Origin of the sequence: Actinoplanes sp. CA-252034 (assembly GCF_050956125.1) — a bacterium.
Lineage (GTDB): Bacteria > Actinomycetota > Actinomycetes > Mycobacteriales > Micromonosporaceae > Actinoplanes.
In genome coordinates, this window is record NZ_CP191846.1 from 7,537,887 (window position 1) to 7,557,309 (window position 19,423).

A 19,423-nucleotide genomic window follows, 5' to 3' on the forward strand; every position below is an offset into this window, starting at 1 on the left:
GCGGTGTGCCGGTTCACCTGGACTTCACGAGCGTATATCTCAATCCCAGCTGAAACATGGAGGTAACCGCTCGACACGCCGCGCAGGGACGAACGGTGCCGGTCGATGTCACCCGGCTCCGGTCACCCTGCGAAGTCCTCGGGCCGCACCTGATCGAGGAACTCGCGGAATTTCTCCACCTCGTCCTCCTGCTCGTCGGGGATCACGATCCCCGCCTCGGTGAGGACCTGGTCGGCACACCGGATCGGGGCACCCACCCGCAAGGCCAACGCGATCGAGTCACTCGGCCGCGCCGACACCCGCAGATCGTCACCGATCAACAGATCGGCGTAGAACACGTTGTCCTTCAACTCGGTGATCTCCACCGCCTTCAACGGCGCCTTCAGCGCCGCGAGGATGTCGCGCAGAAGATCATGGGTCAGCGGCCGGGCCGGCTTGACGCCCTGCTGCTCATAGGCGATCGCGGTGGCCTCCACCGCGCCGATCCAGATCGGGAGATAACGGTCGCCGTCAACCTCCCGCAACAGCACGATCGGCTGGTTGCTGGGCAGCTCCACCCGGACCCCGACCACGCTCAGCTCACGCACCGCCGCCTCCGTGTCGTTATCGTCTCGGCTGCAGCGCAGCCGCCCTAACCTGCACGGTACACGCACACCGCGGGCACCTGATCCGCACGGCGGCGGGTTCAGCGGCCCAACTCACCCCGTAGACCCGACCGAACCAGAGCCGCATGCAACCGCTGCGAGAGCGCCTGCAGCTCACGCGCGGTCTCGGCGGCCCGCGCCCGCGCAGCCGGATCGTGCTGACGAGCCATCGGCGCCAGCAACTGTGTGAACAGGCCCACCTCACGGTCCGCGGCATTGCGGAAAGCACGCAGGTGACGAACCTCCAGCCCGTAGTGGGTCAGACCCACCACGGCCTCCACGATGATCACCTGATCGGCGTCATACCAACCCGGCGGCCGCGCCGTCACCAGACCGATCTGCTCCAGCTCGGCCAGCAGCGCCTCACCGGCACCGGTCCGCTCGATCAGATCCGCCTTCGGCACCCGGGCGTCCGCCGGATCCTTCGCCTGGGAGGCACCCACCGCCACCAACGTGGGCCGCTGCGGAACGACCGGCTCCTTCTCCATCCGGTCCAACTGCTCCCGGATCACCCGCAAGGGGAGGTACTGATCGCGCTGCGCGGTCAGCACGAACCGCAGGCGTGCCACGTCGTTCCACGAGTACTTCCGGTACCCGGAGGCGGTGCGTTGCGGGTCGACCAGACCCTCCGCCTCCAGGAACCGCAACTTCGAGATCGTGGTGTCGGGGAACTCGGTGCGCAGATGGGCCAGCACCTCCCCGATGCTCATCAGCGCACTCTCACGCCCGTCCTGAGGGCGCGAAGCCCCCGGATCACGCGCAGCCGCCCCCGACGCCGTCACGCCCGGCCCTCGCCCTCCGGCCGCGGACCGGCGATGAACACCAGACGGAACTTGCCGATCTGGACCTCGTCGCCATTGCTGAGCGTCGCCGATTCAACCCTTTCCCGGTTCACGTACGTACCGTTCAGGGAGCCGACGTCACGAACCGTGAAGGTCCCGCCGTCACGATGGAACTCGGCGTGGCGACGCGACACCGTCACGTCGTCGAGGAAGATGTCACTGTCCGGGTGCCGGCCGCTGGTCGTCACATCGTGATCGAGGAGGAAGCGTGCGCCGGCATTGGGCCCACGGCGGACCACCAGCAGAGCCATCCCCGGGGGAGCGAGCCGGCCATCCGGCTCGGAACCACGTCCGTCTCGGGTCCCTCCAGCACCTCGTCAAGGGCGCCAAGGTTCAGCGTGGACGTGACGTCGAGCGGGGGGAACTCGTCGTCTGGGCGCGTCATCGGACCACCTCACGGATCAGTTGGTCGTCGCCTCCCAGCGAAGCCAGCGACGTTGCGGCCCCGCCGGGGCCATTTCGGCCCGACGCACGACTATCGGTTTCAAAGGAATAACAGTTCGCGGTGTGCTCCGCGAGCCTAGTCAGCGCCAATATCGCTGGGCAACCGGACTCGCGGAAGAATGAATGGACGGGCATGAAATGCCCGCGGCGTCAGCTTTCGGTGAGAGCCCGGTACGCCGCGGCGTCCAGCAGAGCGGCCACCGACGCCGGATCATCCGGCGCGATCTCCACCAGCCAGCCGGCCGCATACGGCTCGCCGTTGATGATTTCCGGCTCGTCGGTCAGCGTGGCGTTCTTCGCCACCACCGTGCCGGAAATCGGTGCGTAGATCTCCGAGACGCTCTTGGTCGACTCGATCTCACCGAGCGAGTCGCCCGCCTGCACCACCGTGCCCTCATCGGGCAACTGCACATACACGATGTCACCCAGCGCGTCCTGGGCGAAATGGGTGATCCCCACCCGCACCGGCCCGCTGCCGTCACCGGCGACCCACTCGTGCTCCGCGGTGTACCGCAGATCCTCAGGAATCAACGCTTCCTCCGTTAATCACGACACCGGACGCGCATACCGCAAGGCTGCCGCCTTACGCACCGCAGTCACTTCGACCAGCGAACGCGAGTCCATGGTCACGCTACCGCCGTCACTCTTCGCCGACGCCACCACCCCGCCCGGGATCTGCAGCGCCGTACTCATTGTGCTGGCCGGCCCGATCACCAGCAGACGGAACGGACCCGCCAGCTCCTCACCGTCGGCGATGATCCCACCACCCGACGCGTCCACGAAGAAACTCGACGCGACCAGCCGCACCGACACCCCGTTCGCGCCGTTGAGCTGCATCACCTCGCCGCCGGCGCCACGCAGCTCCTGCACCGTGTTGAGCACGTCCGACGCCCGCACATCACTCAACGTGATGTCCAGGCCCGGCCCGCTACCCGCCACCGTGCCGGCCAGCAGACCCAGGTCCTGACTGCGCCGCTGCGCCTCCGCCACCGCCGCCTCACGGCCTCCGACCTCGGAGTTCAGCTCCTGTTTACTCTGCTGAAGAGCCGCGATCTGAGCCAGCAGACGACTGTCCTCCGACTCCAGGTCACTCAGGATCCGCACCAGGTCCTCCTGCCGCGTCGCGGCCAGCCCGTCGTCGGCGTCGTTGCTGCGCAACTGCACGACCAGCGTGAACCCGAGCAACGCCAGCAGCACCCAGATCAACGTCCCGGCCGGCGCCGGCCGCCGGATCCGCGGGCGATCAAGATCACCTTCTCCGGCGGCCGCAGAAATCGACGGATCGGGTGACATGTCCGGCGTCACCCCCGGCTCACCCTTCCGGGGCTCCGCCGCCGCGACTTCGAGATCAAGATCACCAGGGGGTACGGCCGGAGCACTCCCCCTTCCCGTACCAGCCGCCGGGCCGCCGACCGCCACACGCTCGGCCCCCGGCCCGGGCAGTCCCACGCCGGCCGCCCCGGAGCGCGGCGGGAAACCGTCGCGCCCGGCGTCGCCGCGTCCAGCGTCGTCGCGCCCGACTTCGTCCCGTCTGGCATTGCCACGTCCAGCGTCGTCCCGCCTGGCATCGTCGCGCCCGACTTCACCGCGCCCGACATCGCCGCGTCCAGCGTCGTCGCGCTCGACTTCGTCCCGCGCATCGTCGCGCCCGGCCACGACCGGTCCACTCGATGCGGCTGGGATCCCCCCGACCGCTCGCGGTCCGTCCGAGGCCGCCGGGTCGGTTCCGAACGGCAGCGGGTCACCCCGCCCGGTCAGATCGCGGCCCGCCAGCGAGACGGTCGGCTCGTCGGCGTCCGGCGACCCGGTCAGCGCCCGGAAAGCCCCCAGCGGGACGGTCGGCTCCTCGTCGGCGTACGGGGGGACGGCCGGCGGCGTGCCACCGGAATGATCTTCGTCGTGGGGCCGTGCGGCGCCCGGCGTGCCGTCAGGATCGGTCATCTCATGTCCTATGCCCGGAAGAGGTGCCGTCGGATCGCCGCGACGTTACCGAAGATCCGCACGCCGAGCACGACCACGACACCCGTCGACAGCTGACCACCCACACCCAGCTGGTCGCCGACGTAGACGATCAGACCGGACACCAGCACGTTCGAGATGAACGACACCACGAACTGCTTGTCGTCGAAGATGCCGTCCAACTTGGCCCGCACCCCGCCGAACACCGCGTCCAGCGCCGCGACCACCGCGATCGGCAGGTACGGCACCAACTCCGGCGGCACCGACGGTTCGAACAGGATGCCCAGCAGGACACCGGCGAGCAGGGCGAGTACGGCGATCATCGGCCGCCTTCCGTCACTGACGAGTCCGGCACGGGTGACCCCGCACCGGACGAAACGTTCGCGGAGCCCGACGGAGCGGGCGCGACGCTGGGCTCGGCCGACCGCAACTTCAGGTCGGTCGCCGCCTCCAGCGTCACGTCGTCGGCCTCGGCGGTCTCCAACGAGATCCCGAACCGCGCCGACAACGTCTCGAAGAACTGACCCGCGTACCCATCGCGGAAATCGTCGGCCAGATCGTCCGGGCCGATCGCCACGATCTCGTACGGAGACCCGACCGGCCGGATGTCCACCAGGATCGCCTCGCCGGCCTGCCGGATCCGCGACGTCGCCGTCAGCCGCTGCCCGTTGATCATGATGGCCTCGGCCCCGGCCTCCCACAGCGCGTTCGCCGCCAGCTGCAGATCGGTGTCCTTCACCTGCGCCTCGGTCCGCCGCTCCCCGGTCACCGCGTCCACCGAAGTCGGACCGTCCACCAGCGTGATCCGCGCCCCCGAGCCACGCACCCGCGCCATCCCGGTGACCGCCTCCAGGTCCCTCAGCCGAGCCGCCGTCTCGCCGCTCAGCTCCCGGTCACGCAACGCCGCCACCTCGTCGGCCAGCTCGTCCGCCCGCCGCTGCAGCTTCTCGGTCTCCTCGCGCCGGTTCTGCACCTGGCCGATCAACTGCTCCCGCGCCTGTGTCCGGGCCGGCTCCTGCGCCATGGTCTGCCGATAGGCCACCACCAGCAGCACCCCGATCACCGCCAGGGTCAGCGCCGCAGACACCGCCGCGAAGCCACGCCGGGCGCCCGTCCGGGGGCCCTCCTTCGCGCGCCGCGCGGCCGCGTCCGCATAGCCGGGGTCGAGTGGATTCTGGAACAACTCGGTCAGGAAGTCCGGACCCCACCGCCGCTTCCCCGAACCACCGTCCGGATCCGGAGGCCCACCGATGCTGCCCAGCCCCTCCCAGGCGCCGCTCGGCTCCCGGAGCGCGGCCCGGGCGGACGCCGTCGGCCCGCCCGAGGTCTCGCCCGCCTTCCCGGCGCCCGCCTTCCCGGCGCCCGGCCGGATCGGCGAGCCGCCCGCCGTTCCGGACGCCGACCGGGCCGGGATGTCCTGCGGCCCTCCGGACGCCGGCCGAGCCGGGATGTCCCCGGACGGTGTCGCGGGGCCGTCGCCGAGCGGATGGCTCACGAGGGGCCCTCGCGGTCGGCGCGCAGCACACGCACCGCCTGCACCACGTAGAGGGCGGCCGCGCACCAGTAGAGACCGAGCGCCCACCAGGACAGGCCCCAGCCCACCGGGCCGACCCACCAGTCGATCGACGGCACCGCTTTCGCCAGCAGGATCAACGGGAAGGACGCCAGCAGCAGGAACGTCCCGGTCTTGCCGACGTAGTGAACGGGCGGCGGACCATACCCGTGCCGTCGCAGGATCACCAGGACGACACCGAGGACCGCCTCACGCAGCAGCAGCGCCCCGGTCAGCCACAGCGGGATCACCTCCCGCACGGTGAACCCGGTCAACGTCGCCACGATGTAGAGCCGGTCGGCGAACGGGTCCAGCAGCTCACCGAGACGGCTCACCGAGTTCATCCGGCGGGCGACGTAGCCGTCCACCCAGTCGGTCGAGCCGCCGATCATCAGCACGATCACGGCGGCCACGTCGTTCTCGGTGCCTAGCAGCAGATAGAGAAACAGCGGCACGCCGAGCAGCCGTAGGAAGCTGATCGCGTTGGGCAGGGTCCAGATCCGATTCGAGGATTCGATGGACGGCGCAGGGTGCTGCGACATCGCGACTTCCTCTCCCCCTCGGCCGAGGCCCCCGCCCGGCTCGTTTGCGAGCCCGGCCCGATCACCGCCGCCTTCCCGGGCGGCGGTGCGTACGCATTCCCGGTCGCTCGCCGAGCAACTATAACCAGCCGCGTCGCCCCACCTGACGCGCAGTCACACTGGCCACACTCGCTAGTCCATCCTAGGAGGCTAGCCTCCAGCCCGAACCGGCGCCCTCAAGGACGCCCGTCGGCGACTCGACACGCCCCCGACCCCCGGCCGGCAACGGCTCGACATTCGCCGTCGCCCCCGGCCGGCGGCGGCTCGACATGCGCCACCGGCCACCCGGGCCGGTCAATGGGAGTGGCGGCCGCGGCGGGCCCGGACGTAGTCGTCGATCACGTAACGGCCCAGATCGCCCGGGTCGGGGCTGAAGACGCGGCCACCGTTGCGGTGGGCCACGGCGGACACGAAACGGCGCAGCCCCGGGTCTTCGCCGAGCATGAAGACGTTCAGGGTGGCGCCGAACCGGGTCAGCAGGTCGACCTCGTGGATGGTCGCCTGGACGGTCTCCGGCAGCGGTGGCCACCAGAAGACGGCCTCACCGTCCGCCTCCAGGTGGGAGGTCGGCTCGCCGTCGGTCACGACCAGGATCACCGGCTCGGCTCCGGGGTGACGGCGCACGTGACGGGCGGCGAGCTTGAGGGCGTGCTGCAGGTTGGTGCCCTTCTCGATGGTGGGCTCGATGGCGGCCAGCTCACCCTGCGACAGCGTCTGGGCGTAGCGGCCGAAACCGATGATCTGCAGAGCGTCCTGCGGGTATTTGGTCGCCACCAGGTGCGACAGGGCCAGGGCGGTCTGCTTCATCGGGCCCCAGCGGCCGTCGGCGTACATCGAGTAGGACAGGTCGACGCACAGGGCGACCGCCGCCGAGGCGCGACGCTCGGTCTCGGCGACCTCGAAGTCGTCGGGCTCGAGGCGGACCGGCAGGGTGGCGGAACCACCGGCGGCCCGGCGCCGGACCGCGTTGCCGATGGTGCGGACCACGTCGAGGGGTTGATCGTCGCCGAACTCCCACCGGCGGGAGGAGCCGATCAGGTCGCCGGCCGCCCCGGCGTCGTGCATGTCGTGCTGGCCGCGTTTCCCGGCGACGTCGCGGAAGATCGCGGACAGGGCGGTACGGCCGAGACGGCGCAGCGCTTTCGGGGAGAGGGTGAGGCCGTCGGCGTCGCGGTGCACCCAGCCCTGGCGGCGTAGTTCGCGTTCGAGCTCGCGCAGGCGGCGCAGGTCGTCCGCGGCGGACCGGCCGAGCTGGCGTTCGACGGCCTCGACGTCGACGTCGTCGAGGGTGGCGCCCGGATGCTCCTGGCCGAGCTGGTCGATGAGCTCGTCGAGGTCGGCGATCTCACCGAGCGCGGCGGTGGCGTCGCCGTAGCCCAGGTCGGCGGGGCCGCGCATGCGCTCGCCGCGACCCCAGTTCAGGCCGGGGCGGAGGGCGCGCAGGTTGTCGGTGAGCTCGGCGAGCTGTCCGCGCAGCGGGCCGTCACCGAGCGCCTGGGCCATGAGCTGCTCCAGTTCCTCGCGCTGTTGCGGGCTCAGCGAGCGCATCAGGCGCTCGGCGGCGGCGGCCTGCCGGGCCAGGGAGTCGATCAGCTCGTCGACGTTGCGCGGGCCGTCCGGGAAGAACCGGCCGTGCCGGTCCATGAAGTCGCGGAAGGCGTCGTCGGTGTCCTCGCCGCGGGCGTGCCGGCCGAGCAGGTCGTTCAGATCCCGGAGCATGTCCGAGACGTCGGCCATGTCGCCCTGCTGGAGTGCCTGTTTCATACCCGCGAAGCGCTGCGAGACCACCTCCTCCCGCAGGCCGGCGAGGATCTGCTGGTAGATGTCGCGGGCCTCAGTCGAGGACCAGTCGTATTCCGACAGGTCGGAGACGGCCTGGGAGACAGATCGAGGCAGGTTGTCGAGGACCGCCTCGCTGAACCGGGCCGCGTCGTCGTCGCGGGCCGCCAGTGAGTCGCGCTCGGTCGCCAGCGCCTGGTCGAGCATCTGCCGTGCCCGCGTGACCGCCCCGTCGAGGTTGCCGCGCCGGAGGGCGTCCCGGCGCAGCCGCCGGGCACGGTCACGCAGCGAGTCCAGTCCGCGCCCGTCACGGGGGCCCTGACGGATCAGGTCGCGCAGCGCGTCGCGCAGGCTGTCGCCCGCGAGGACCCGCTCCCCCATCTCGTCGACGGCCACCCGCACGTCGTAGGGCGGCGCGAGCGGATCGGGCCCGTCGCGCCAGGCCCCGTACCGGAAGACGTTGCCACTCATCGCCGGTCAGCTTCCGTAGATGGTGCGGCCGTCGTCGGTCAGCTCCTTCGCCAGGCGGCGGGTCAGGTGCAGGCCCTCCAGGGCGAACTCGATGCCGGAGGCCGCCTGCCCCGGGCTGGGCGCGTCGCCGAGATCGAGCCGGTCGAGGAGCTTGGCCAGGCCGGGGACCGTGCCGATCTGGGACAGCAGCTCCTCGGCGCTGACCAGGTCGCCGGTCTGGATGATGGCGCCCTCGGCGACCAGGTCGGTGAAGCCGGACAGGTCGAGGCCGGCGAGCCGGGCCCGGAACGTCTCGGCGGTGGCGACGCGCAGCAGGTGGCCGAGGATCTCGGTCTCCCGCCCCTCCTCGCCGCTCTCGAACTCGACCTTGCCGCGCAGCGTCGACGTCACCGACACGGTGTCGCAGACGCGGGCGACGGCCTCACGCTCACCACGCAGCCCGGCCCGGCGCAGCGCGGACGCGGCCACGGTCTCGGCGGCCGCGATCGCGAACCGGGCCGACACGCCGGAACGGGCGTCGACCGACGGCGACTCGCGGACGCCGCGCGTGTAGCGGGCCAGCACCTCCACCAGGAAGGCGGGCAGCTGCGCGACGAGCGACGCCTCCTGCCGGATCAGTGCGGTCTCCAGCTCGAGGTCGACCGGATAGTGGGTGCGGATCTCGGCCCCGAACCGGTCCTTGAGCGGCGTGATGATCCGCCCGCGGTTCGTGTAGTCCTCCGGGTTGGCCGACGCCACGAGCAGCAGGTCGAGCGGCAGTCGCAGCTGGTAGCCGCGGACCTGGATGTCGCGCTCCTCCAGCACGTTGAGCAGCGACACCTGGATGCGCTCGGCGAGGTCGGGCAGTTCGTTGACGGCGAAGATGCCCCGGTTGGTGCGCGGGACGAGGCCGAAGTGGATGGTCTCCGGGTCGCCGAGCGAGCGGCCCTCGGCCACCTTGATCGGATCGACGTCGCCGATCAGGTCGCCGACGCTGGTGTCGGGGGTGGCGAGCTTCTCGCCATACCGCTCGGAGCGGTGCAGCCAGGCGATCGGCAGCAGGTCACCGGCCTCGGCGGCACGCCGGCGGGCGCCGGGGGTGAGCGGATGATAGGGATGCTCGTGCAGCTCCGAGCCCTCGATGTAGGGCGTCCACTCGTCGAGCAGGCCGACGAGCGCGCGGATGAGCCGGGTCTTGCCCTGGCCACGCTCGCCGAGCAGGACCATGTCGTGGCCGGCGAGCAGCGCGCGCTCGACCTCGGGCAGCACGGTGTCCTCATAGCCGACGATGCCGGGGAAGCGGGGCTCGCCGGAGCCGAGCCGGACCAGGAGGTTGTCGCGCAGCTCCTGTTTCACGGTGCGGAACTCGTGGCCGGTGGCACGCAACTCGCCCACGGTGCGGGGCAGATCGGTGGGCGGGACGGGAGTGATCGCGATGGGCGCCTCTGTCACCGCAAGAACGCTACCCCTCCCCTGTGACAAACCACGACTGTGCGGGCGGACACATCCAGGGCCGCACGATTGGCTCTGGTCGCGGTCTCCGCCGCGCGGCACGCTTCGCGGCATGACGACCGACATTCAGAGGTACGCCGCATTCGCTCACGATCCGGAAGGAGGCAATCCGGCCGGCGTGGTGCTCGACGCGAGCGCCCTGGACGACGCCGCCATGCAGGCGATCGCCGCCGACGTGGGCTATTCCGAGACGGCGTTCGTGACGGCCCGTGACGGCGCCCGTCTCCGGGTGCGCTATTTCAGCCCGCTGGCCGAGGTGCCGTTCTGCGGGCACGCCACGGTGGCGACAGCGGTGGCCCTGGGGCCGGGCGAGCACCTGTTCGAGACCAACGCCGGCGATGTGCCGGTGGTCGTCGACGAGGCCGGGACGGCCACGCTGACCAGTGTGGATCCGCACGTGGCGGACCTGGGGGCGGACGATCTGACGGCCCTCCTCCGGGCGCTGCGGTGGAGCACCGGTGACCTGGATCCGCTTCTTGCGCCGAAGGTGGGGTTCGGTGGGGCGTACCATCCGATTCTTGCCGTGACGAGCCGCAAGCGCCTCGCGGACCTGGACTACGACGTGCCGGCGCTGAAAGCGCTGATGACCGAGCGTGACTGGACCACGGTGCAGTTGGTGTTCCGGGCCGGGGTGGACGAGTTCGACGTGCGCAATCCGTTCCCGGTCGGCGGGGTGTATGAGGACCCGGCGACGGGCGCGGCCGCGGCGGCGTTCGGCGGCTATCTGCGGGAGCTGGGCCTGGTGGCCGCGGACGCGACGATCACGCTGCGGCAGGGCGACGACATGGGACGGCCGAGCCGCATCACGGTCCGCCTGGATCCGGAGATCAAGGGGATCCGCGTGAGCGGCGCGGCCGTCCCGATCGTCAGCTGAGGCGGGCCGTCAGGAACGAGGCCCCCGGCTGGACGCCGACGACCGTCCCCGCCGGGTAGCGCAGCGTGTGGTCGCGGTCGGTGGAGATCAGCACCACGCCGATCCGGTGCCCGGCCGCGAAGACGTGGTCGGTGCTCTGCAGCTCGAACCGGAACGTGTACGCCTTACCGGCCGTGACCGGTGTGGTCCGCGACGGCGAGATCCGGTTGCGCACGTCGATCCAGCCCCGGGTGACGATCTCCTGGTCGGAGGGCGCCGTCACGTACTCCCGTCTGGCGAAGCACCCGGGGTCGCCCTCGATGCCGGGCCCGACGCAGTCCTGTTCGGCGAGGGTCCGCACCCGGACGAACCGGTCGGCGGTCCCGTAGTCGACGAGCAGCGCCGTCAGATACGGCGAGTCACCGGCGAGGTCGGCCCGGACGCTGATCTCGGGTGTCCCGGAGAGCCGGACGTCCCTCGTCAGCGGCGCGGTCAGGTGCACGAAACGGTTCGGGTCGGCGGCGTCCGGGGCGGCGGCCAGCGACTCGGCGGTGCGGGTGGTGTCGTCGACGAAGGTCTGCCGCGGTCCCGCGCCCAGCCGCAGGGTGGTCTCCCGGCCCTTCAGCGGCCAGGTCGGCGAGGTCACCCAGCGGTGGGGCGCGACCTCGACGTCGGCGGCCGGCTCCCGCATGATCCCGGTGTCGATCCGGTAGAGCCACTGGTCGAACCATCGGTGCAGGGTGTCGAGCCACTCGGCGCGGCGGATGTTGAATGGGTCGGTGTGCCCGGCCTGGTGCAGCCAGATCTTGCGGGGCACGTGGTTGCGGCCGAGCGCGTCCCACCACTGCCCGGCGTGCAGAGTCCGCACGTTGAAGTCGTGCAGCCCGTGCACCAGCAGCACGCTGGCCCGCACCTTGTCCGCGTCCCGCAGATAGTCCCGCTCGGCCCAGTAGCGGCTGTAGTCGCCGGTCTCCCGGTCCTGTTCCCGCTCCAGATCGGCCATGACTTCGGCGCAGGCCTCGGGGTTCGCGCGGGTCAGGACCGCCTTGGCGAGGATGTCGGTGTCCTCGCCCTGGAAGCCGCCCGGCGCGACCACGCCGCCGTTGGCGCGGTAGTAGTCGTACCAGCTGCTGATCGCGGCGATCGGGACGATCGTCTCCAGACCGCGGACCCCGGTCGCGGCGACCGCGTTGGGCAGGGTGCCGTTGTAGGAGACGCCGATCATGCCGGTCCGCCCGGTGGTCCAGCCTGCCCGCACCGGCGCGCCGGCGGCGTCGAACCCGGGGGCCCGCCCGTTGAGCCAGTCGATCACGGCCTTCATGCCGAGGGTCTCGTTGCGCCCGCCGGAGGTGGGGCAGCCGTCCGAGCCGCCGCTGCCGAGGCTGTCGGCGAAGATCACCGCGTAGCCACGGGGCACGAAGTAGTTGTCCAGGTAGCCGCCGAACGTGATGGTCTCGGCGCGGTCGGCGGTCGAGGAGGCGGCGAGACCGGCGGCGCCACGGTCGATGTCGTCGTGGTTCGGGATGTCGTTGAGGCCCGCGTAGTACGGGCTGGGCTGGAAGATCACCGGCACGCGGCGGGTGGTGTCGGGCCGGATGATCCGGACGGCGACCCGGTCGGGCCGGCCGTCGGAGTCGCTGTCCACGGGGGTCTGCACCCAGACCCGCTCACGGATGGCGGCGGCGTAGTCGTGGACCGGCTGGGTCCCGGTCGCGGCGTGAGCCGGTGTCGCGGCGGTGACCGCCGACCCGGCGAGAACCATGAGGACGCAGAGGCCTCTGGCGAGCAGTCGCATCGCCACACCATATCGTCATGCGTGAATGTCAGAGGATGTGTGGATGAGCGCCACAATGATCGCCCGGCAACTCGCGGCAGGGCACGGGGACCGCACCCTCTTCACCGAACTCGACCTGGTCGTGGCTCCGGGCGACGTGATCGGGCTGGTCGGGGTGAACGGCGCGGGCAAGACGACGCTGCTGCGTACCCTAGCCGGACTGATCGCCACGGAGAGCGGGAGCGTCGCGCTGAGCCCGCCCACCGCCAACGTCGGCTATCTCCCGCAGGAGCGGGAGCGGCGCCCCGGCGAGAGCGTGCGCGACTTCCTCGGCCGCCGCACCGGCGTCGCCGCCGCGCAGGAGGCGATGGACGCCGCGGCCGTGGCCCTCTCCGACGGCGAGCCCGGCGCCGACGACCGCTATGCGACCGCCCTGGACCGCTGGCTCGACCTGGGCGGCGCCGACCTGGACGAGCGGGTCGCCGAGGTCGGCCTCGGGTTCGACCTGGACCTGCCGATGACCGCCCTCTCCGGTGGTCAGGCGGCCCGCGCCGGGATGGCCTCGCTGCTGCTCAGCCGCTACGACATCTACCTGCTCGACGAGCCGACCAACGACCTCGACCTGGACGGGCTGGCCCGCCTGGAGGCGTTCGTGTCCGGGCTACGCGCGGGCGCCGTGGTGGTCAGCCACGACCGCGAGTTCCTCACCCGGACCGTGACCAAGGTGCTCGAGCTCGACCTGGCACAGAGCCAGGTCAACCTCTACGGCGGCGGCTACGGCGCCTACCTGGAGGAGCGCGACCGGGCCCGCAGGCACGCCCGCGAGGAGTTCGAGGAGTACTCCGACAAGAAGGAGGATCTGCTCGAACGCGGCCGGATGCAGCGCGCCTGGATGGACAAGGGCGTCCGCAACGCCCGCCGCAAGGCCCCCGACAACGACAAGATCGCCAAGTCGATGCGGGGGGAGAGCAGCGAGAAGCAGGCCGCCAAGGCACGGCAGACCGAGCGGATGATCGAGCGCCTGGAGGTGGTCGAGGAACCGCGCAAGGAGTGGGACCTGCGGATGGAGATCGCCACCGCGCCCCGCGCCGGCGCGGTCGTCGCCACCCTGCGCGACGCCGTGGTGCACCGCGGCGACTTCACGCTCGGACCGGTGACCCTGCAGATCGACTGGGCCGACCGGGTGGCGATCACCGGCGCCAACGGGTCCGGCAAGTCCACCCTGCTGGCCGCCCTGCTCGGCCGGCTCCCCCTCGACGCGGGCGCCCAGCACCTCGGGCCGGGTGTCGTGGTGGGCGAGGTCGACCAGGCGCGCGGCCTGTTCCTCGGCGGCGAGCCGCTGGCCCGGGCGTTCGGCGCGGCGGTCCCGGACTGGCCGGACGCCGAGGTGCGCACGCTGCTGGCGAAGTTCGGCCTGCGGTCGTCGCACGTGCTGCGCCCGGCGGTCACCCTCTCGCCCGGCGAGCGGACCCGCGCGGCCCTCGCGCTGCTCCAGGCCCGCGGGGTGAACCTGCTGGTCCTCGACGAGCCGACCAACCACCTCGACCTGCCGGCGATCGAGCAGCTGGAGTCGGCGCTCACCTCCTACACCGGCACGCTGCTGCTGGTCACCCACGACCGCCGGATGCTGGAGGCGGTCGTGACCGACCGCCGCCTCGAGGTCGCCGACGGCCGGGTGACCGGTTAGGACAGCTTGGTGACGGCGGCGCGGGCGGCGGCCTCCAGGTCGGCGACCGCGGGGTCGGCCTCGGACATCAACAGGACGGTGACATAGGACTCCCCGGCGGCGGCCGCCAGGAGGCGGCCCTTCACGGTCAGCTTGAGGGCGGGCACGGTCATCACGAAACTCACGGCCGCGGAGGCGTCACCGATCTTCGGAGCGAGGGGGTACGGGCTGAGCGCGAACCCCATCTCCGCCGGCAACTCCCCCGCGGCCCGGGTGAACGACGTGCACGCCGGCAGCACCCCGGCCACCGTCGTCACCGCCGCCCGCGCCGCGTCGCCACCCGGCTCGGCCAGGGTCTCGACCAGCAGCTCCTCCTCGCCGGCGCCGCGCACGTACTCCCGGTAGACCGTTCCGGCGGGCACCCGGGCGCCCTTGCCGCAGGCCGCGATCTCGGCCGGGATCCGCGCGAACAGGTCGTCCACGGCGTCGGTCTGCAGCGTGAACCCGGTCGGCGCCTCCCCGGCGGCCAGGAGCAAGGCGGTGAGCCGCTCGGCGACCGGGTCGTCCGGCGGCGGCACACTCGCGGCGCCCGCCGACTTCTGCGGAGCCGGCGCCGTGGAGGTGACGGGACTCGCGCCGGCCGGTTCACCGGGGGCTGCTTGCGCGGACCCCACCCCGGCCGGTTCACCGGGCGGTCCGGCATGGACGGCCTGCGCGGAGCCCACTCCGGCCGGTTCGCCGGGCGGTCCGGCGGGAGCGGCTCGCGCACCCGCCGGGTCTCCGGGCGGTCCGGCGTGGGCGGCCGAGGGCGGGGTGAGCACGGTGGAGAGCAGGGCGGCGGCGGTGAGCGCAATGATTCGGGACACAACTCACGCTAACGCCGCAAATAGCACTATACGGACAAAATGCCAGAATGCCCTGAGGCGTCAGCCCGCGGTGGTGAACGGGCTGCTCAGAGGCCCCTCGTTGGCGGAGCGGTCGAGGCCGCTGACGCAATAGGTGGCGGGGCCCGCCGGGGGCTTCGGATCGGCCACCGGACTGCCCGCCCGGCCTGTTGCGACGAGGGAGGCGGCGCCCTTCTCCGTACGGTAGAGGGCCCAGCTCGTGCCGCCGCCGTCAGCGACCGTCAGGGTGACCGCCCCCGCCTCGGACCTGGTCGCGGCGGTGATCCGGGGCGCCGCCGGCGGCGCTGCCGGAAGGCGCGCGATCCGCGGGAGGAACGCCGGCGCCGCGTAGTGCTTCGCCCGGTAACGGGTGGCCGCGCCCAGTTTGTCGTCGCGCACCGACGCGGCGCTGTAGTGGACCTGACCCTGCACCCCGAACTTGTCGTTCAGCGCCATCTGCCGGTCGAGCTCGGCCGGATCGCTCCAGTCGCCCTTCTCGCCGACCCGATAGTCGGCCATCCCGATGTAGAGCTGCACACCGGTGCCCTTGACCGTTTTCGCCCACCAGGGCAGCACCTTGGCGTAGTCGGCTTTGTCGAACCCGATGGTCCAGTACAGCTGCGGGACGATGTAGTCGAGCCAGCCCTCACGCACCCAGGTGCGGGTGTCGGCGTAGATGGCGTGGTAGCTCTCCAGGCCGTTGGTGTCCGAGCCCTCGCCGCCGTTGCGCCAGATCCCGAACGGGCTGATCCCGAACTTGACCCACGGCTTGACCTCGGCGATCCGCTGTCTCATCTCACGGACCAGGGTGTTCACGTTCTCCCGGCGCCAGTCGGCCCGGCTCTTGCCCCCGCCGTACTTCGCGAACGACGCGTCGTCGGGGAAGTCCTGGCCCTTGCCCTCGCCGGGGTACGGGTAGAAGAAGTCGTCGAAGTGGACGCCGTCGACGTCGTACCGCGCGACCGCCTCCAGCATCGCGTCCTCGACGAACCTGCGGGCCTCCGGGTTGCCCGGGTCGTAGTAGTAGCGGCCCTTCGCACCCGCCGGGTGGGCGATCCGCCACTCCGGGTGCACCACCAGCGGATGGTCGGCGGGCAGCTTCGACAGGTCGGTCCCGGCGCCGGACGGGGCGAACTGGGTCCCCCGGTACGGGTTGAACCAGGCGTGGAACTCCAGGTTGCGCTTGTGGGCCTCGTCGATAATGAAGGCCATCGGGTCCCAGCCCGGATCCGCGCCGTCCAGCCGGCCGGTCAGCCAGTTCGACCACGGGGCGTAGTCGGACTTCCAGAACGCGTCGCCGCTCGGGCGCACGTGCACGAAGATCGCGTTGTGGTTCTGCGCGACGGCCAGGTCCAGCCATCTCAGGTACTCGGAGCGGACCTGATCCTGCGGCAGGCCCGGCCTGCTCGGCCAGTCGATGTTGTAGACCGTGGTGAGCCACATCCCGCGCAGCTCCCGCGGCGCCGACACCGGCACCGACCCGCACAGCCCGGTCACCGTCTGCGTGGGCGCGTCGGCCACCGCCACCGTGTCGGCGCTGCGGGACGGCGGCTCGTAGAAGGCCGCCCGCAGCAGGCCGATCCCCAGCACCGCCACCGCGAACAGGACGGCCGACAGCAGCATCGCCACCCGCACCGATGGCCGGCGCAACAGACTCACAGCACCGACCGGTAGATCTCTAGGGTGTCCTCGGCGATCCGTGACCAGCTGAACCTCTCGACCGCCCGGCGGCGGCCGGCCTCACCCATCCGTTGCGCGAGCTGCGGGTCGTTCAGCACCCGGGTCAGGGTGGCGGTCAGATCGGCGACGAAGCGCTCCGGGTCGACGGGCGTGCCCGTACCGTCCTGGAGCTGCTCGATGCCGACGAGCAGGCCGGTCTCGCCGTCCGCCACCACCTCGGGGATGCCGCCGGTCGCGGTGGCGACCACCGCGGTCTCGCAGGCCATCGCCTCCAGGTTGACGATGCCCATCGGCTCGTAGATCGACGGGCAGACGAAGACCGTGGCATGCGTGAGGACCTGGATGACCTCCTGCTTCGGCAGCATCTCCTGCACCCAGACCACACCCTGCGGGTCACGCTTCTCGCGCAGCTCCCGCGCCAGCGACTCCACCTCGGCGGCGATCTCCGGCGTGTCGGGCGCGCCGGCCAGCAGGATGATCTGCGCCTCGGCCGGCAGCTCCTGGCAGGCCCGCATCAGGTAGGGCAGGCCCTTCTGCCGGGTGATCCGGCCGACGAACACGACGCTCGGCCGGTTGCGGTCGATACCGAGCCGGTCGACCACGTCGGTGCCGCGATCCGGCTGGTAGAGCTCGGTGTCGATGCCGTTGTAGACGACGTGGATGCGGTCCGGGTCGACCGAGGGGTACGCCCGGAGCACGTCACGCCGCATCCCGCCGGAGACCGCGATGACGGCGTCGGCACCCTCGATCGCGGTCCGCTCGCAGAACGAGGAGAGCGCGTAGCCGCCGCCGAGCTGCTCCGCCTTCCACGGGCGCAGCGGCTCCAGGCTGTGCGTGGTGACCACGTGCGGGACGCCGTGCAGCAGTTTCGCGGTGTGGCCGGCGAAATTGGCATACCAGGTGTGGCTGTGCACCACGTCGGCGCCGGCGCAGCCCTGGGCGATCGCAAGGTTGACCCCCATGGTGCGCAGCGCGGCGTTGGCCTGCGCCAACTCGGCCGGTTCCGGGTACGCCGTGACGCCGGCCTCGTCGCGCGGAGCGCCGAAACAGTGCACCCGCACGTCGGCGAGCCCGCGCAGGTCACGTGCCAGATACTCGAGGTGGACCCCCGCGCCGCCGTAGACCTCCGGCGGGTACTCACGGGTGATCAGGTCGGCGCGCAGTCGAGAGTCCGTCACGACTCGCAGCTTAGCCGCCGTGCCTCAGGTCGGCCGCCGGCGGTGACGATGGGTCCGGGCGTGAGAAGCCTCGACCGCCGGCTGTGGCCCGCCTTCCTGCTCGGCGGCGTCGCGGCGACCCTGGTCGCCCTGCTGCTGCCCCGCCCCGCTGACGAGTGGGCGCTGAGCGGTGTGGAAGCCGGCGCCGGTCTGGCCGTGCTGGCCGGGATCCGCCGGTACCGGCCGGAGGGTGCGCTGTTCTGGAGACTGCTGGCGGGCGGGCTGTTCTTCTTCGCCCTGACCCACCTGGCCGGCCCGCGCGGGCCCGGCCCCCTCGTCGACCAGCTCGCCTTGGCCTCGGCTTTTCTGCTGGTCACGGTCGCGATGGTGGTCCGGGTGCGGGCCTGCTCGCTGCCGGTCAACCGGCGTGCCAACCTGCTCGACGGCGCCATGGTGGTGCTCGGTGTGATGGCCGGCGCCTGGCCCATGGTGATCGGCCCGGTCCTCGCCGAACGCTGGCACCACCCGACACCGGCCGCGGTGTTCGGCTTCTACACGATCCTCACGCTGCTGCGGCTCGCGGCCGCGGCCGTCCTGCTGCTCGCGGGCAACCCACGCAACCGGGCCCACCAGCTGATCGTGGCCAGCACGTTCCTGCTGTTCGCGGCGGACGCCGCCTACGCCGCCTCGGACCGGCCGCCGACCGCCTGGCACATCGCGGCCTGGATGGCCGGCCACCTGATGATCGGGGCGGCGGCCCTGCACCCGTCGATGGCGACGGCCGAACGCGGCGCCGACCCGGAGACGCTGTCCCGGACCAGGCTCGCCCTGTTCGCCGCGCTGACCGCGTTCTACCCGCTGATGACCGGGCTGAGCGCACTGCCCCGGATGGCCGGCGGGCCGCCGCCGGACCGACCGCCGCCCGGGGACGACGGCCTGCACATGTTCGTGCTGCCGATGTTGCTCGGCGTCGGGGTCAGCGTGCTGCTGGTGCTGCGCATGGGCATGCTCGGCAACCTGGCCCAGCGCCGGGCCCGGGCGCTGGACGCCGCGCTGCGCGAGCAGGAGGCGCTGCGCGCCGAGTTGGAGCACCGGGCCACCCATGACCCGCTGACCGGCCTCGGCAACCGGGCGGCGCTCACCGAGGCCCTCACCGCGGCCGTCGCCCACCCCCGGGGCGACCGCGGCTGGCTGCTGCTCGTCGACCTGGACGGCTTCAAGGAGGTCAACGACACCCTGGGCCATCCGGTCGGCGACGAGCTGCTGGTCGCGCTCGGCGCCGAGTTCCGGCGGATCGCCGCCGGGGGCCTGGTCGCCCGGCTCGGCGGCGACGAGTTCGCGGTGATCGTCCCGGAAGGCGCTGCTGCCGTCGCGGACGAGCTGCTGAGCGCCGCCGCCCGCGAGCACCGGCTCGGCGGCCATCCGGTCCGGGTGTCGGCCAGCATCGGCGTGCTCGCCCTCGACGACGTGGACGACTGCGCCGAGGCGCTGCGCGACGCCGACGTGGCCCTGTACGCCGCGAAGGCCGCCGGCCGTGGATGTCACCGGGCGCACGCTCCACAGGCCGACCGCACCGTGACCGGGGTCAACGCTACGGAACGTGACCGCGGCCGCAACCGTTCCGCAACCGGGGTCGGGTGACATGG

Annotated in this window: 16 protein-coding genes and 1 pseudogene; 3 read left to right on the forward strand and 14 right to left on the reverse strand. The window is 71.9% G+C overall.

The annotated features are described in order from the left end of the window. Window positions 1-122 precede the first annotated feature (122 nt). From ACQPZW_RS34260 to ACQPZW_RS34305, 10 genes and pseudogenes are all read right to left on the reverse strand, one after another. The gene (locus ACQPZW_RS34260) at window positions 123-587 is read right to left on the reverse strand and encodes a bifunctional nuclease family protein (protein WP_430790870.1); all 465 of its coding nucleotides are present in this window, start codon (window positions 585-587) and stop codon (window positions 123-125) included. Between the two features lie 98 nt (window positions 588-685). Next, window positions 686-1,354 (reverse strand): transcriptional regulator FtsR, encoded by a 669-nt coding sequence (gene ftsR, locus ACQPZW_RS34265; RefSeq protein ID WP_433790157.1) that lies wholly within the window; start codon window positions 1,352-1,354, stop codon window positions 686-688. 68 nt (window positions 1,355-1,422) lie between these two features. Beyond that, a pseudogene (gene odhI, locus ACQPZW_RS34270) lies at window positions 1,423-1,871 on the reverse strand (oxoglutarate dehydrogenase inhibitor Odhl). 209 nt (window positions 1,872-2,080) lie between these two features. Continuing rightward, window positions 2,081-2,461: a glycine cleavage system protein GcvH gene (gene gcvH, locus ACQPZW_RS34275; protein ID WP_317792356.1), complete on the reverse strand. Its 381-nt coding sequence runs from the start codon at window positions 2,459-2,461 to the stop codon at window positions 2,081-2,083. 15 nt (window positions 2,462-2,476) lie between these two features. Next, on the reverse strand, window positions 2,477-3,586 hold the full coding sequence (locus tag ACQPZW_RS34280; protein ID WP_433790158.1) for a DUF881 domain-containing protein: 1,110 nt from the start codon (window positions 3,584-3,586) through the stop codon (window positions 2,477-2,479). Window positions 3,587-3,879: 293 nt separating this feature from the next. After that, complete coding sequence (locus ACQPZW_RS34285) at window positions 3,880-4,212, reverse strand: small basic family protein (protein ID WP_109588616.1); 333 nt, start codon at window positions 4,210-4,212, stop codon at window positions 3,880-3,882. Then, entirely contained in the window at window positions 4,209-5,384 is a 1,176-nt protein-coding gene (locus ACQPZW_RS34290) for a DUF881 domain-containing protein (RefSeq protein ID WP_433790159.1), read from the reverse strand. Before ACQPZW_RS34290 ends, ACQPZW_RS34285 begins: the two co-directional genes overlap by 4 nt. Then, a complete protein-coding gene (locus tag ACQPZW_RS34295) occupies window positions 5,381-5,983 on the reverse strand; it encodes a CDP-alcohol phosphatidyltransferase family protein (protein ID WP_433790160.1) in 603 nt (200 codons plus the stop codon). The genes ACQPZW_RS34290 and ACQPZW_RS34295 overlap by 4 nt, the downstream gene beginning before the upstream one ends. Before the next feature lie 333 nt (window positions 5,984-6,316). After that, complete coding sequence (locus ACQPZW_RS34300) at window positions 6,317-8,272, reverse strand: vWA domain-containing protein (RefSeq protein ID WP_433790161.1); 1,956 nt, start codon at window positions 8,270-8,272, stop codon at window positions 6,317-6,319. Between the two features lie 6 nt (window positions 8,273-8,278). Next, a complete protein-coding gene (locus ACQPZW_RS34305) occupies window positions 8,279-9,703 on the reverse strand; it encodes a sigma 54-interacting transcriptional regulator (protein WP_433790162.1) in 1,425 nt (474 codons plus the stop codon). 112 nt (window positions 9,704-9,815) lie between these two features. Here ACQPZW_RS34305 and ACQPZW_RS34310 point away from each other — a divergent pair, with 112 nt between their 5' ends. Further along, window positions 9,816-10,637: a PhzF family phenazine biosynthesis protein gene (locus ACQPZW_RS34310; protein ID WP_433790163.1), complete on the forward strand. Its 822-nt coding sequence runs from the start codon at window positions 9,816-9,818 to the stop codon at window positions 10,635-10,637. On the opposite strand, the gene ACQPZW_RS34315 is transcribed toward ACQPZW_RS34310, so the two are convergent. Then, window positions 10,630-12,411, reverse strand: a complete 1,782-nt coding sequence (locus ACQPZW_RS34315; protein WP_433790164.1) for a Xaa-Pro dipeptidyl-peptidase — start codon at window positions 12,409-12,411, stop codon at window positions 10,630-10,632. The genes ACQPZW_RS34310 and ACQPZW_RS34315 overlap by 8 nt on opposite strands. A 43-nt stretch (window positions 12,412-12,454) precedes the next feature. On the opposite strand from ACQPZW_RS34315, the gene ACQPZW_RS34320 reads away from it, so the two are divergent. Further along, window positions 12,455-14,077 (forward strand): ABC-F family ATP-binding cassette domain-containing protein, encoded by a 1,623-nt coding sequence (locus ACQPZW_RS34320; RefSeq protein WP_433790165.1) that lies wholly within the window; start codon window positions 12,455-12,457, stop codon window positions 14,075-14,077. Here the strand turns inward: ACQPZW_RS34320 and ACQPZW_RS34325 are convergent. Genes ACQPZW_RS34325 through glgA form a run of 3 tightly spaced genes read right to left on the reverse strand, consistent with a single transcriptional unit; the run spans window position 14,074 to window position 17,798 of the window. Continuing rightward, on the reverse strand, window positions 14,074-14,922 hold the full coding sequence (locus ACQPZW_RS34325) for a hypothetical protein (RefSeq protein WP_433790166.1): 849 nt from the start codon (window positions 14,920-14,922) through the stop codon (window positions 14,074-14,076). The two genes, ACQPZW_RS34320 and ACQPZW_RS34325, sit on opposite strands and share 4 nt — an antisense overlap. Window positions 14,923-14,982: 60 nt before the next feature. After that, complete coding sequence (locus ACQPZW_RS34330) at window positions 14,983-16,599, reverse strand: glycoside hydrolase family 10 protein (RefSeq protein ID WP_433790167.1); 1,617 nt, start codon at window positions 16,597-16,599, stop codon at window positions 14,983-14,985. Then, window positions 16,596-17,798, reverse strand: a complete 1,203-nt coding sequence (gene glgA / locus ACQPZW_RS34335) for a glycogen synthase (RefSeq protein ID WP_433790168.1) — start codon at window positions 17,796-17,798, stop codon at window positions 16,596-16,598. Before glgA ends, ACQPZW_RS34330 begins: the two co-directional genes overlap by 4 nt. A gap of 60 nt (window positions 17,799-17,858) precedes the next feature. Between glgA and ACQPZW_RS34340 the strand changes: the two genes are divergently transcribed. Beyond that, window positions 17,859-19,418: a diguanylate cyclase domain-containing protein gene (locus ACQPZW_RS34340; protein WP_433790169.1), complete on the forward strand. Its 1,560-nt coding sequence runs from the start codon at window positions 17,859-17,861 to the stop codon at window positions 19,416-19,418. Window positions 19,419-19,423: the final 5 nt, after the last annotated feature.